The organism is Euhalothece natronophila Z-M001 (assembly GCF_007904085.1).
Taxonomy (GTDB): domain Bacteria; phylum Cyanobacteriota; class Cyanobacteriia; order Cyanobacteriales; family Rubidibacteraceae; genus Halothece; species Halothece natronophila.
Window position 1 is genome coordinate 2,749,771 of sequence record NZ_CP042326.1, and the last position, 13,767, is coordinate 2,763,537.

At 43.1% G+C, this 13,767-nt stretch carries 15 protein-coding genes and 1 pseudogene; 7 read left to right on the top strand and 9 right to left on the bottom strand.

All coding sequences use genetic code 11. The features are described 5' to 3' along the window. Positions 1 to 3: 3 nt before the first annotated feature. Together FRE64_RS13525 and FRE64_RS13530 are read right to left on the bottom strand one after the other, a co-directional pair. On the bottom strand, positions 4 to 801 hold the full coding sequence (locus tag FRE64_RS13525; RefSeq protein ID WP_146296711.1) for a PP2C family serine/threonine-protein phosphatase: 798 nt from the start codon (positions 799 to 801) through the stop codon (positions 4 to 6). Between the two features lie 9 nt (positions 802 to 810). Continuing rightward, complete coding sequence (locus FRE64_RS13530) at positions 811 to 1,479, bottom strand: vWA domain-containing protein (protein ID WP_146296712.1); 669 nt, start codon at positions 1,477 to 1,479, stop codon at positions 811 to 813. Between the two features lie 203 nt (positions 1,480 to 1,682). Here FRE64_RS13530 and pgk point away from each other — a divergent pair. Next, positions 1,683 to 1,958 (top strand): annotated as a pseudogene (pgk, locus tag FRE64_RS13535) (phosphoglycerate kinase); the annotation flags it as partial. A gap of 144 nt (positions 1,959 to 2,102) precedes the next feature. Then, entirely contained in the window at positions 2,103 to 2,528 is a 426-nt protein-coding gene (locus tag FRE64_RS13540; protein ID WP_186708842.1) for a hypothetical protein, read from the top strand. 153 nt (positions 2,529 to 2,681) lie between these two features. On the opposite strand, the gene FRE64_RS13545 is transcribed toward FRE64_RS13540, so the two are convergent. Beyond that, a complete protein-coding gene (locus tag FRE64_RS13545; protein ID WP_146296714.1) occupies positions 2,682 to 3,824 on the bottom strand; it encodes an outer membrane protein assembly factor BamB family protein in 1,143 nt (380 codons plus the stop codon). Between the two features lie 297 nt (positions 3,825 to 4,121). Between FRE64_RS13545 and FRE64_RS13550 the strand changes: the two genes are divergently transcribed. After that, the gene (locus FRE64_RS13550) at positions 4,122 to 5,327 is read left to right on the top strand and encodes a phosphoglycerate kinase (protein WP_146296715.1); all 1,206 of its coding nucleotides are present in this window, start codon (positions 4,122 to 4,124) and stop codon (positions 5,325 to 5,327) included. Between the two features lie 46 nt (positions 5,328 to 5,373). Here FRE64_RS13550 and FRE64_RS13555 read toward each other — a convergent pair whose 3' ends face one another. Then, on the bottom strand, positions 5,374 to 6,840 hold the full coding sequence (locus FRE64_RS13555) for an RNA-guided endonuclease InsQ/TnpB family protein (RefSeq protein ID WP_146296716.1): 1,467 nt from the start codon (positions 6,838 to 6,840) through the stop codon (positions 5,374 to 5,376). Between the two features lie 90 nt (positions 6,841 to 6,930). Here FRE64_RS13555 and FRE64_RS13560 point away from each other — a divergent pair, with 90 nt between their 5' ends. Next, on the top strand, positions 6,931 to 7,023 hold the full coding sequence (locus FRE64_RS13560) for a hypothetical protein (RefSeq protein ID WP_246140438.1): 93 nt from the start codon (positions 6,931 to 6,933) through the stop codon (positions 7,021 to 7,023). 203 nt (positions 7,024 to 7,226) lie between these two features. Here the strand turns inward: FRE64_RS13560 and FRE64_RS13565 are convergent, their stop codons facing one another. Both FRE64_RS13565 and ldpA read right to left on the bottom strand, forming a co-directional pair. After that, positions 7,227 to 8,933 (bottom strand): R3H domain-containing nucleic acid-binding protein, encoded by a 1,707-nt coding sequence (locus tag FRE64_RS13565; protein WP_222597921.1) that lies wholly within the window; start codon positions 8,931 to 8,933, stop codon positions 7,227 to 7,229. A gap of 93 nt (positions 8,934 to 9,026) precedes the next feature. After that, positions 9,027 to 10,118: a circadian clock protein LdpA gene (ldpA, locus tag FRE64_RS13570; protein WP_146296719.1), complete on the bottom strand. Its 1,092-nt coding sequence runs from the start codon at positions 10,116 to 10,118 to the stop codon at positions 9,027 to 9,029. 195 nt (positions 10,119 to 10,313) lie between these two features. Here ldpA and FRE64_RS13575 point away from each other — a divergent pair, with 195 nt between their 5' ends. Beyond that, positions 10,314 to 10,643: a hypothetical protein gene (locus FRE64_RS13575; protein WP_146296720.1), complete on the top strand. Its 330-nt coding sequence runs from the start codon at positions 10,314 to 10,316 to the stop codon at positions 10,641 to 10,643. A 43-nt stretch (positions 10,644 to 10,686) separates the two neighbouring features. Here the strand turns inward: FRE64_RS13575 and rpsN are convergent, their stop codons facing one another. After that, complete coding sequence (rpsN, locus tag FRE64_RS13580; protein ID WP_146296721.1) at positions 10,687 to 10,989, bottom strand: 30S ribosomal protein S14; 303 nt, start codon at positions 10,987 to 10,989, stop codon at positions 10,687 to 10,689. A 102-nt stretch (positions 10,990 to 11,091) separates the two neighbouring features. Between rpsN and cobQ the strand changes: the two genes are divergently transcribed. Together cobQ and FRE64_RS13590 are read left to right on the top strand one after the other, a co-directional pair. After that, a complete protein-coding gene (gene cobQ, locus FRE64_RS13585) occupies positions 11,092 to 12,564 on the top strand; it encodes a cobyric acid synthase CobQ (RefSeq protein ID WP_146296722.1) in 1,473 nt (490 codons plus the stop codon). Beyond that, positions 12,561 to 12,797: a 2Fe-2S iron-sulfur cluster-binding protein gene (locus FRE64_RS13590; protein WP_146296723.1), complete on the top strand. Its 237-nt coding sequence runs from the start codon at positions 12,561 to 12,563 to the stop codon at positions 12,795 to 12,797. Before cobQ ends, FRE64_RS13590 begins: the two co-directional genes overlap by 4 nt. Before the next feature lie 222 nt (positions 12,798 to 13,019). Here the strand turns inward: FRE64_RS13590 and FRE64_RS13595 are convergent, their stop codons facing one another. Together FRE64_RS13595 and FRE64_RS13600 are read right to left on the bottom strand one after the other, a co-directional pair. Next, positions 13,020 to 13,436, bottom strand: a complete 417-nt coding sequence (locus FRE64_RS13595) for a type II toxin-antitoxin system VapC family toxin (RefSeq protein ID WP_146296724.1) — start codon at positions 13,434 to 13,436, stop codon at positions 13,020 to 13,022. A gap of 2 nt (positions 13,437 to 13,438) precedes the next feature. Next, entirely contained in the window at positions 13,439 to 13,648 is a 210-nt protein-coding gene (locus FRE64_RS13600) for a hypothetical protein (RefSeq protein ID WP_146296725.1), read from the bottom strand. Positions 13,649 to 13,767 lie beyond the last annotated feature (119 nt).

Sequence of the window (13,767 nt, forward strand, 5' to 3'; positions counted from 1 at the left end):
GGCTTAGGAAGTGTTGAGACATAATAATACGGTTTTGTCATCGCCAGTACGTTGATTTAGACGCTCAGACTCTAGAAATGTCTGAAGATAGGCTTCTTTTTCTTCTTGGCTCGTTTCTTCCTCTAAGCACTCCTCAAGTGGCTGAAAAAACGGCGGAAAAGCCATCCAATCACTAAACCGAATTGCCACTGCTTCTAAGCCATCACTTGCAACACAAATAAATTTTTGAGGAGGAAGCACTTTAACCTGAAGTTGAGATTCTACATCCTCAGAAGTAACAAAAGTGGTTTCATTGGCAAATTCCCCTTTATCTGGTTTGAATACTAATTCTGGATTCTGATCCTCTGAACGGACAACAATAAACCCATCTCCAATTTGTATCCCTGCAAACCAAGTTGAGGTGGCAATAACGACTAAAAGCGTACAATTAAAGTCCTCTGGCTGACAGTCCATGTTTTCTGCTTCCTCAGTCAAAGCCGTTAGCACCTTTTTGCAGAGATCGGTTGCTAATTGCCGTATTACTTGATTTGGTGGGGGTTTATCAACTTTTTTAGGTTTTTTTGACCATTGAGCAAACCCAGGATCTTTTTGAAATTGTTCCGTTCCAGATAAAAAAGAAAGGGTGGTTTCTACCGCTAATTTTGCCCCCACATCGGAATGTTTGGCACTTCCTGCTCCATCCGCAACTGCCCCAATCACCACATCATCATAATGGCGATAATTGCTATAATCTTGACAAGGAAGACCCTGCTCTTGGTGCTTAGTTCCAATGGCAGAATAATTGATAACTGTCCAACTCATTGTTCCCTATTAAGTATCAATTTGGGCCCAACCACTAACTGGCGGAAGTTCCACAGCTTCGCCCACTTTTTGACCAGAAACTTGTTTCATGGAGGCACTAAGCCACAGGAACATAGAGCGAAAATCTAAACCATTTAACCACACTGGAGGACGATTAGAGGGAGCAATTTGCTTAAGAATTTCCATGTTTGCTCCTTCCACGGCTACCGTAAAGAAAAGCAGTCGTTTTTCGGTTTCGGCTTGTTTGACTCGATCAGCTGCCATTTGCCAAGGAGAGTCATTATTGGGCGCACCGTCAGTAATTAAGAACACCCAAGGGCGATAATACTGTACCCCATTCTCTTTATAATTACTTTTACGAGTTTCTAATAAGTCTAAGGCATAGTTAATGGCTTCTCCCATTGGTGTTAAGCCCTCTGCACTGAGATAGGGAGCTTGCAATTCATCCACGGTTTGGAAATTATTGATCAGTTGTGGAGAACCGCCAAATTTCACCAAAGCTAACTCAACACTTAAGGAGGCTTGTTCATCTTTCTGTACATCTTCAAGAAAAGCTGATAATCCTCGGTTTAATTGTTCGATGGGTTGACCCGACATTGAGCCAGATGTATCAAGTAATAAAACCACTGGACAGCGACTAGAAGGGTTTTCTACAAATTCTGGCATCCCTACAGGCATACGCTTCCACTCCTCAAACCTTTTGAGCTGAATTAACTGCTACTCTAGCACAATGTGATTTTCATCTAAGTACAGAACAAACTTCCTGAGAAAACACTTCAACTCCCAACCCACTTAACGGTAAAATCAGCAAGGAAGCAATAAGAAAATTTCTTTAAAAGACAAATACCTATAGGAGGAAATAACCGTGGCGAAAAAAAACCATTGCCAGCCTAACTGAAAGCGACATTGGTGGTAAGCGCGTCTTAGTTCGTGCCGATTTTAATGTCCCCATGAATGATAAGGGCGAAATTACCGATGATAACCGCATTCGGGCAGCCCTTCCTACTATCAAAGACTTAATTAGTAAAAACGCAAAAGTGATTCTCTGCAGTCACATGGGTCGTCCAAAAGGAGAAGTTAAAGAAAAACTCCGTCTCACCCCTGTTGCTGAACGCTTATCCCAACTTCTGGAACAAGAAGTAGTTAAATGTGATGATTGCAGTCGCGATCGCGCCTTTTTTATATTTTCTTTAAGAACAGTCTCTAATATTTATTGATCAGGCTAAAATTGAAATTATGAGGTGCAACACAATGTCGCATTAATGACATTTACTGTAAAAAAATTACAAAGGAGATTAGAAATGTCAAAAATTGAAGTAACACAATCTCATTACAGTGACCGCATTCTTAACAGACTAAAAAGAGCTTTGGGTCTCTCGGCTATTACCGCGCTAGTTTTAGTCAGCAGCACAGCGGTTGCTTCTGACACAATGAGAGTAACGGGACAGCAAGTACGTGGAATTGGTTCCCGCGGCCAGCTCAATGGCGGAAAATTTGAAATTCCTCACGGAAAAACAGGAACCATCAGTCAAGCCAGCTCTACAGGCAACGGTTTCTGGATATCTAAGACAGACTCTCAGGGGGTTTACCAGTTACTGGAACAATTCCGCCCTCCTTCCTCCCAAGCAGAGGGGTTAACCCTTTCCTCTGGAAAATACCGGGCTTTACCTAACCTGCAAAGAAACCAAAGAAGCGCAAGGGTCGAACTCACCATAGAGCTGAAATGAGGTCTGCCTCATTTATAGCTGTTCAGGCTGTTATAGCTGTTCAGGCTGTCGCAGCCACCCGCAGGACTTCGAAATTAATTAAGACGCGATCGCGCATTAAACTAAATTGCCATTGTTTCATGACCGCCTCCTGTTAATTATTGCTCAAGCTGTTTACCTCACTGCTCGTAACCGACCATCATCGCTACCAAAATAAACTACTCCCTCTGATATTGCTGGCGATGACGTTACCTGACCATCATGTTGAAAGTTCCAAAGTTCTTGTCCCGTTTCTACATCTACCGCATAAAGGTAATTATCACGACTACCAAAATAAACCACTCCCTCTGATACTGCTGGCGATGACATTACCGCACTCTCAGTGGGAAAGTTCCAAAGTTCTTGTCCCGTCTCTACATCTACGGCATAAAGGTGATTATCACCGCTCCCAAAATAAACCACTCCCTCTGATACTGCTGGCGATGAGTCTACCCGATCGCCAGTTTGAAAGTTCCAAAGTTCTTGTCCCGTTTCCACATCTACCGCATAAAGGTGATTATCAAAACTCCCAAAATAAACCACTCCCTCTGACACTGCTGGGGATGAGAATACAAAATCATCAGTTTGAAAGTTCCAAAGTTCTTGTTCAGTCTCTATATCTACGGCATAAAGGTGACCATCAAGGCTACCAAAATAAACCACTCCCTCTGACACCGCTGGCGATGAGTTTACCGTATTCTCAGTTGGAAAATTCCAAAGTTCTTGTCCCGTCTCTACATCTACCGCATAAAGGTGACTATCAGAGCTACCAAAATAAACCACTCCCTCTGACACCGCTGGCGATGAGACTATCTTCCACCCAGTTGGAAAATTCCAAAGTTCTTGCCCGGTCTCCGCATCTACGGCATAAAGGTGATTATCACCGCTACCAAAATAAACCACTCCCTCTGATACTGCTGGCGATGAGTCTACCCGATAGCCAGTTGGAAAATTCCAAAGTTCTTGTCCCGTCTCCACATCTACCGCATAAAGGTAATTATCAAGGCTACCAAAATAAACGACTCCCTCTGATACTGTTGGCGATGAGAATACCAAAGCATTAGTGGGAAATTGCCAGAGTAGTTCGTTAAGTTCAGTGGGCCCTCCCCCTGGATATTCTCCTGTGCGTTGTAAGTTTCCTCTAAACATTGCGGTATTGGAGTCATCTCCAGTATTTGTTAATTCGGTTAACATCTGATAAACCTGATAGCCACCAAAACCGAGAACTAAAACACCTACAATATAAACAATGGGCGGTGGTCCTTTTTTCTTAGACATAGTTTTTAACCTAGTGCTGACCCGACATTGAGCCAGATGTATCAAGTAATAAAACCACTGGACAGCGACTAGAAGGGTTTTCTACAAATTCTGGCATCCCTACAGGCATACGCTTCCGCTCCTCAAATTTTTTTGAGCTTAAATAACTGCTACTCTAGCACAATGTGATTTTAATCTAAGTACAGGACAAACTTCCTGAGAAAACACTTCAACTTCCAACCCACTTAACGGTAAAATCAGCAAGGAAGCAATAAGAAAATTTCTTTAAAAGACAAATACCTATAGGAGGAAATAACCGTGGCGAAAAAAACCATTGCCAGCCTTACCGAAAGCGACGTTAGTGGGAAGCGCGTCTTAGTTCGTGCCGATTTTAATGTCCCGATGAATGATAAGGGCGAAATTACCGATGATAACCGCATTCGCGCAGCCCTTCCTACTATCAAAGACTTAATTAGCAAAAACGCAAAAGTGATTCTCTGCAGTCACATGGGTCGTCCAAAAGGAGAAGTTAAAGAAAAACTCCGTCTCACCCCTGTTGCTGAACGCTTATCCCAACTTCTGGAACAAGAAGTGGTTAAATGTGATGATTGCATCGGTGACTCGGTTAAACAACAAGTGGATGGGCTCCAAAATGGTCAAGTTGCGCTTTTAGAAAACCTCCGCTTCTATTCGGAAGAAGAAGCCAACGACCCAGAATTTAGTAAAAAATTAGCAGCCAATGCTGATGTTTACGTTAATGATGCCTTTGGTACTGCCCACCGCGCCCATGCTTCCACCGAAGGGGTAACCAAACATCTTAGCCCCTGTGTTGGTGGTTATCTCATTGAAAAAGAACTCGATTACCTTAAAAATGCCGTTGAAAATCCTCAACGCCCCTTTGCTGCCATTATTGGTGGGTCAAAGGTTTCTAGTAAAATTGGCGTAATTGAAACCTTAATTGAAAAATGCGATAAGCTCATCATCGGCGGTGGCATGATTTTTACCTTCTTTAAAGCCCGAGGCATGAGTGTCGGTAATTCTCTAGTGGAAAAAGATAAACTCGATTTAGCGAAGTCTCTAGAAGCTAAAGCCAAGGAAAAAGGCGTAGAGATTTTATTCCCCACTGATGTTGTCATTGCTGATGACTTTTCAGAAAATGCTAATACTCAAACCGTTACTGTGGAAAACATCCCCAACGGTTGGCTCGGTTTAGATATTGGCCCTAAAAGTGTGGAAGCATTCAAAGAAGCCCTAGCAGACTGTAAAGGAATTATCTGGAATGGTCCTATGGGTGTGTTTGAAATGGAAGCCTTTGCTAAAGGAACCGAAGCCATTGCCCAGAGTTTAGCAGAATTAACTGATAATGGGGCAACCACAATTATCGGTGGTGGCGACTCTGTGGCAGCAGTGGAAAAAGTCGGAGTTGCTGATAAAATGAGCCATATTTCCACCGGTGGCGGGGCAAGTCTTGAACTCTTAGAAGGAAAAGAACTGCCTGGGATTGTTGCCCTCAATGATGTGTAGTTAGCTGGTCTAATAAACCCAACAGTTTGATTGACCTCCTCCCCCGTTATAGCGACGCAAGAAGCTTAACGGGGGATTCGGGAGAACCAGTTACCTGCTCCTCCATCCACTCAAACAATACAAGTTGTTTAGGGTTGCTAGGCTCAGTCTCCAACGAAACTGATGTCTCCTTACCATTTCTGGTATCCCCTGTTACTTCAGGGTTAACCGTAACTTCCTGAGTGACCCCCAGTAGCTTAGACAGACTAACATTTAATTGTTCGATTCCTCTCTTTGCGATGTTAATTGCTGCCTGATTGTCTGCGTCTGCGATGTGACCACAATTAGTACAAGCAAACTTTTCGCCTTTTCGATTTTGTTTGTCAATCTGTCCACAAGCCGAACATTGTTGAGATGTATGTTTAGGATTAACTTCAACCACAAGACAGCCAAACTTCTCAGCTACCGACTGTATTTTTAGTTTAAGTTCTCCCCAAGAACAATCTCGGATTAACCGATTTAATGCTCTCTTAGCGGACTGACCATTTTTAAGATAGTTACCATTCTCATCTTGCTTTGGTTTACATTTTTTAATCATCCCCTTAATGTTCAAATCTTCTAAAACAATGACATCAGACAATCTGACTAACTGGTTAGCTACTTTCCATTGATAATCCGTTCTTTGATTAACAATCTTTTGGTCTAGTCGAGCTAATTCTTGGTAGGCTTTCTTCTGGTTTTTAGAACCTCTCTTTTTTCTACTGGCTCGTCTTTGTCTGATGGTTTTAGTGCGTTCTAATCGTTTCTCAAATTGAGGATTCGCTATTTGCTCCCCATTACTTAAAGCTAAGAGCTTATTTGACCCTAAGTCTCCTCCCACTACTGAATTTATCTCCTTAACTGTTTTTGGAGAACACTGAGGTAAATCTTGATTCTCTAATCCAATGGAAACATACCAACCATCTGCTTTTCTCCTTACGGTCACACTTCTTAGAGCGAATCCTTCAGGAAAAGGACGAGACTGAAAAAATCTCATCCATCCAATTTTGGGTAAGTAGATTTTATTTCCTTTAACTTGGACTTGATTCGGAGGATAATTAAAACTCTTAAACCGTTGCTTGGTCTTGAACTTAGGATATCCTCTCCCTTCAAAGAAGTTCTTAAAAGCTACCTCTAACCTTTTTAAGTTTTGTTGCAAAACTGTGGAATGGATTTGACGATACCAAGGACGAGCCTTTTTTAGAGTACTTAATTCTGAAGATTGTTGCTCGTAAGCGTTTCGCTTCTTGCCATTAGATTTATAGGGAGATCCTAAGTTGGAATTTTTAGAAACCGAGCAAGTTAAAGGACAACATTCGGATTCCGTATCTAGATCACAATAGTTACCTAACTTGGGCGACTTGACTTGCTCGTAAGAGTTAATTCTGTCTCGCAAGCAAAAGTTGTAATGAGCGCGAAGCAGATTCAGCCACCGCTCCATTACATCTTTTTGAGAGAGTTTTGGTTTTAGTTTGAACTGATATGAAACAATCATTAGTCAACTAGGCTATATTTATAGTAGTGTAGCATATCTATACACAAAATGGGAAAAATTCAATTAAGTGCCAGAATTGAGGAATCAGAAATGAGGATTTTAGAAGAGTATGCTCAAAAGACAGGTAGAACTAAGACAGACATTCTTAGAGAGTTTATCCGTTCCTTGAAGTCCTCTGTTTAAGGTTGTCCTGACGGACTTTTATTGGTTGGTGCCAATTCATGAGGGGCTGTCGTCTGGGGCTTCCCCAGACGTTTATACGCCTCGTCTCCCGACAAATTAAAATTGTGTCGGGAGTCTTCTTTGCACATCAAGATAAAGGGGCGGCTTTGCTCCTTAGCCCCTTAGTAAGGGGGGTTGGGGGGATCGCTATAATGGTATTACTCTTAAGCAGGATAAATGCGTAACCGTCGATTCGGCTCTTCTCCAAAACTATCAGACTTCAGACGATAATGTTCGGCAAGTTCATGTTGCATTTTTCGCACCTTCGCAGGGCGAGGTAGTAGTTCTACGGGTTGCCCCTTGGGAATAACAATTTGTTCCACTGCTAAACGTGCCTCCTCTAAGGCTTCTAGTTCATCTTCATTGCTATTTTCTGTAAACATCCGAAAGTCAATGCCCTCAGCAGTGGTGGGGTCTAGGTCTAGCAAACGTTGCAAAGTTCGCGTAATTTGAGGTAAAGTATTGGATTTTACAACATGAATTGGGATTTCTTTGGTTTTTGCCAGTTGACGGAGTTTAGAATGGTTTTTGACCTGCGATCGCAGCGCAAGAACAGCATCAGCATGATCTATGTCTTTTGTCAAGACAATCGGCAAATTTAATAATTCCATCACCTGATCTAGTAAGTTGCGACTGATGCCATAGGGATAGACATAAACTGGCCAATCTTCACCATTTGGCCCTGGCGTTCTCACCTTTTCTGTTTTTCCCTCTGTTTGTTGCCAAGACTGATCCAGCATTTGCTCAAAATCAGGATTTCGCGGCGGAGAAGAATCAACAGGGGTCATTTGTCCTGACGCTCGCCAGCCTGTGGGACGGGGTAAAACTGGGTTTTGTAGGCGTGTTTTCCCATTACCGGTAGAGGGAGCATTGCCCTTTTCTTCGTAAACTTCTACTTCTCCTTCCTCATTCACCGATCTCACTTGCATTCCGGGTTCATGACCCCGTAAAATTATATCAACGGTTTCTGAGACTTCCTGATGAACCACCCAACGCTGGCGTTCTAGCATTTCTACTGCAATATCAAAGGTGGGGAGGGCTTTCCGTTCCAGAACTGTTTTTTGAGAACTGCGGCGACGGGCTTCTTCATCACCGAGAGTTACCGCTTGAATCCCGCCAATTAAGTCTGAGAGGGTGGGATTTTTAATGAGATTATCTAAGCGATTACCATGGGCAGTTCCTACTAATTGTACTCCTCGTTCTGCAATGGTTCGCGCCGCAAGGGCCTCTAATTCTGTGCCAATTTCATCAATGACGATTACTTCTGGCATATGGTTTTCCACTGCCTCGATCATCACCTGATGTTGTAATTCTGGGCTCGCTACTTGCATCCGGCGCGCTCGTCCGATGGAAGGGTGAGGTATATCGCCATCGCCAGCAATTTCATTAGAGGTATCAATAACAACCACACGCTTATTCAAGTCATCTGCTAAGACTCGGGCAATTTCTCGCAAGGCTGTGGTTTTCCCAACTCCAGGACGACCTAACATTAAAATGGAGCGTCCTGTTTCCACTAAATCCCGAATCATGCCGATTGTGCCATAGACAGCGCGTCCAATGCGACAGGTTAACCCGACAATTTCCCCAGCACGGTTTCGCATGGCGCTGATACGGTGTAAGGTTCGTTCAATTCCAGCGCGGTTATCACCACTGAACATCCCAACGCGATCGCTGCAGAATTGAATATCCTCTCGCGTTACAGTTGCGTCGCTGAGATATTCCCAATGACTGGCAAACCGAGCTTCAGGTTTTCGCCCTAAGTCAATCACTACCTCAATTAATTCCCCTCTTTGTGGATGATTGGTTAACTTCTCAGCAACATCTGGGGGAAGTGTGGCTAATAGGGCATCTAGGTCATCAGTGACCTGCATTCTTTGCACTAAAGGCTTTTCTGTCTCTTGGACGGCTTGAGATTGCTGATTAATTTCAGGATTGCTAGACATAAAGGTTTCTAAACAATTTTTTTAAGATAATTTCGCAGAGATTGGGGAAGAAAATGGGATTCGTTTTTTAAGTTGTGAAACGAGACTGTCTGCTTGAGCAACAGCTTTCCACAACAGCCGTTGATCCTCCTCTAAGTGTTGAATTTCATGGGAATGCTCTAGCATCTCTAGAAATGAGCTTAACTGAGAACGAGCAAAGCTGCCATAAGCAATTCCTGATACATAACGCTGAGAAGAGTTTAAGCTGGAGTTAAGGAGTTGAGAGGATTCTAGCTTTTCAACTGTATGCTGATTGGTACCGCCAGCGAGTTGGACATAACCAGGAAGGTTTGCATTAAGCACTTTTTGAGCTAACTTGACACTAGCGCGAGTCGTTCCTACCCCTAAATCGCCACTCATAGGTCGTCCATCAGTTTGCCAAATTAGGGGACACGGGAGAGGAGAAATAATGTCATAGAGGGTTTGTAAATAGTGAGTCAAATTTGGGGCATCAGGGCAACTAATGGCGACTATTTTTAGTTGCGGAAGAATCGGTTGCAGAGCCTTCCACAGTTTTTTAAACTCCTGTTCTCGTCCCACTTGGGTATGAAGCTCGATCGCGTCAATGTGATACGGTTTTAATTGTTCGGCTACGGTTTCAGGGGGAAGTTGATGGGATTCGGTGGTAATAAGTTGTAAAGGACAAACGGGCAAACAGCGACCACAGCCATAACAGCGATCGCGCTTGACACCAGACATATCAATGGCATCAGCAGGACAAACCGCTTCACAGGGGCGAGGACAATCTGAGGGACACAGGTTAGGATCAAACTGGGCTTTGCGAAAATGAGGGTCTTCTCCATCATTAAGGCTTACCATTAACCAAGGACGACCTTGTGGGGAAAATCCTTGCGCGATCGCGCTTTCTTGTAAGTCTTCCGCCACTGCTAATCCTTCTTGCACTGTCGCCACCACCGCGGCATCCGCTGCCACATCAATACAATCAGCCCCTGCTAGGGCATAAGCCAAACTCAGACTTCTCACAGCAGGGAGATGCTGGTAACTTGCCCCACAAATGAGCTTAAACCAGTGACCGTTTTCTAGGGATTGTAAAGGAAAGTACATATTGCTCACACTTCCTATGGTACAGCGACAAACTGAAATTGGGGAGGGGCAACTCTAAGCCAAAGTAGCAAGGTTTCTCATTTTTCTAAGTTGAGGTGAGACCACAGAAATAAGCCAAAGTGTGGCTATTGAAGAGGGGTAGTTGAGAAAAATTCGTTAAAATATAAATTAACTGTTTAAAGTATTGATGATAATCAAGTAATTATGAGTAATCCTGTCCAGCCCATTACCCTTCCTGATATTGAAAATCCTGAGCAAGAAGGAAAATGGCTTGCCCAAGCCCTAAATAAATGGTTAAATGAAGAGTTTATCCCTGAAGCTGTTAATGAAGAGATTGCCCAACAAGCCTCCCAAATTTTCGTTCGTCAGCGTTTGGAAGGAGAAAATGACTTAGGGGCTTTAGTGGTGGCAATTGTGACAGAAATGCAAGCCTTTGATTTTAGTGGTAGTTTTTATGGAGAGTTCGCGATCGCGAATGCAGTGAGTGATTTAATATTAGATAGCCTTGGCTACGATCGCTGTTGTGGTCAGTAACCAGTAACCCACTAGCTGTTACCAGTTACTGAAGCAATCAAAATTACCAGCTAGACTTGACCACGCCTGGTAAATAGCCTTTATGCGCCCATTCCCGAAAAACATTACGGGATAAGCCAAAATCACGATAATAACCGCGAGGGCGACCAGTTACTTGACAGCGATTGCGGAGACGGGTGCGAGAACTATTGCGAGGAAGCCGTTGTAATTCTCGTTGAAGCTGAAAACGCTCTCTGGGGGAATCGGAAGTTCTAATTCTCTCTTTTAAGTCCGCTCGTTTCTCTTCATACTTCTCGAATAAGCGTTGGCGTTTTTTCTCACGCTCAACCATGCTCTTTTTTGACATAAAAAATCCAAGACCTTAAAAATACTGCTTTACTATCTTATCAAAATCGCTAGAAAACGAAGGGGATTGATTTGGGAACTTTAATTAACTAACCGGTAATATATGGAACAGGCTTTAATGGTTGTGGGAGCAACTTCTCACGCTGGAAAATCACTGCTTTGCGCCGCCATTTGTCGCATACTCTATCGGCGCGGTTGGCGAGTTACCCCTTTCAAAGGGCAAAATATGGCTCTCAACGCCTATGTTACGGATAATGGAGACGAAATTGGTTACGCGCAAGCCGTACAAGCCTGGGCAGCCGGAATTGAACCCACTGTGGAAATGAACCCCATTCTCCTAAAACCCCAAGGAGATATGACCTCTCAAGTTATATTAAACGGAAAAGCAGCTGGACGAACCCAAGCGCAACAATACTACGAAAATTACTTTGATCGCGGTTGGGAGGCAATTAAAAAGGCTCTCCATACCCTTAGCCATGACTATGATTATATCGTGTGTGAAGGGGCTGGCAGTCCAGCAGAAATTAACCTCATGCACCGCGACTTAACCAATATGCGAGTTGCTCAACATCTTAACGCTTCTACGTTGCTAGTGGTAGATATTGAACGGGGGGGATCATTTGCTCATATTATTGGCACTCTCGAAATCTTAAAACACGCCAACGCGGGACATGATTTAATTAAAGGGATTCTGATTAATAAATTTCGGGGACAAAAATCTATTTTAGACCCAGGTATCAAATGGGTAGAAAACTATACAGGAATTCCTGTGGTGGGCGTAGTTCCTTATTTACAACAAGTGTTTCCTGCAGAAGACTCTCTAGACTTATTAGAAAGACGGGGACGTAAACCCAATACTGAACTTACCATTGCAGTGATTCATCTACCTAAAATTGCCAACTTTACTGATTTTGATCCATTAGAGGCAGAAACTAGCGTTAATGTTCGTTATGTTCGCCCTGAAGATGATCTAGGAACACCTGATGCAGTGATTATCCCGGGGTCTAAAACTACCATTGCGGATCTCAAAACCCTACAAGCGACAGGCATGGCAAACACCCTTAAAACCTATTTAGAAAAGGGAGGAGTAATCTTTGGAATTTGTGGGGGATTTCAAATGTTGGGAGAAACCTTATATGATCCAGAAGGCTTGGAGGGAGAGGCTGGAGAATATTCAGGGTTAGGCTTATTCCCCTTAGAAACTATTATCACTGCCGAAAAATTGACTCGCCAACGGGAAGTTAAGGCAATCTTTCCAGACAGTAATACTGCAATCACTGGCTATGAAATCCATCAAGGACGATCGCGCTTAAAAACAGATTCTATCATCCCCTTATTTAGCGATCCTGAATTGGGATATGTCAATAGCAGTTACTCTGTCTGGGGTTGTTATCTCCATGGACTATTTGAAAATGGAACTTGGCGCAGACAATGGTTAAACCGCCTACGAGAGAAAAAAGGACTTTCTCCCCTTGCTATTGATGTTCCCCATCATCGTCAGCAACGAGAAGAACTCTTAGATGCTGTCACCGATATAATAGAAAACCACGTGGATTTAAACCGCTTACTCCTATGACTGTACAGGTTCATTTTCTCCCCGATGATATTATTATTGAAGCCGAAGCTGGCGAACCGATTTTAGAGGTTGCCGATCGCGCTGGGCTTTTTATTCCCACAGGCTGTATGATGGGGGCTTGTCATGCCTGTGAGGTAGAATTAGAAGATGGCACGCCGATTTGTTCTTGTATCAGTGCCATTCCAGAACAAGACAAGTTTGTTATTAACTTGATTGATGAGGTGATTTGGTAGAACGCCTTTAATCTCACTTATTTTGTCTGATTGGATAATATTTGTTATTCGTTGACTGCTCACTTTTTTACGATTTATTTGTCCGACCCGACGATTAATCTGATTAATTAAATCCCCACTAATTCTTTTTCTAAAATGAACTAGCATCGACGCATCCAAGGGGGCTTCTTCTTGATAAGAGGTTAAGCCAATAAAATATAGCAATCAAAGAATTGATCATGATCACTTAGGCTCAGGAGTCCAAAATTCTAAGGCTTTGAAGATACTGAAGTCTCGAAAATTGTAAGTCCAAACCAGACTGCGATGCCGTAACGCTGTCAAGACGACGGTGGCATCTTCCAGAGAACCTTGCCATTGGGGAAGTTTAGCGACAAGACTCTGTATTTCTTCAAAATCCGCTTGTTCTAGGGGCAGTAGATGAAGACTTTCTTGCATGACTTCCAGAGCCTCATGCGCGACTGCGGGTTGGGTGCGTTGTAATAACCATTTATACACTTCAAAAAGAATGGGAATGGGAGTCAGCAAGATCGTTTTTTCTTGCGCCAACTGTTCAAATCCTCTAACACAATTAAGGTGATAAGTATCTTTGGCATAGAATAGACCAATTAGTGGACCTGCATCTAATACAATTTTTTTCAATCTTAAAAGTCCTCAGCATGATCCGCAGCGCCTCTCGGGGCCTCAGTAACAATACCAGCTAGATTAAGCAGTTTACTGCTGTCTTTTGGGGTGAGTTTAATTTGCAGGGCTTCATCAAGCAGTTCAGCGATACTTTCTTCAGGATGGGCTTTTAGGTAGTCATTGAGTTGTTCAGCAAGTTTCTCTGGAACTTCAATCGTAAGTTTAGTCATATCTTTCTTTCTCTAAAACATTCCAGAATCATCTCGGAGCCATTTGGGATTTTGTCCATCACTACAATGCTAGCTTGCAAAGCTGATCATTACTATGCAGCGCTACCAGAAAAAGATTT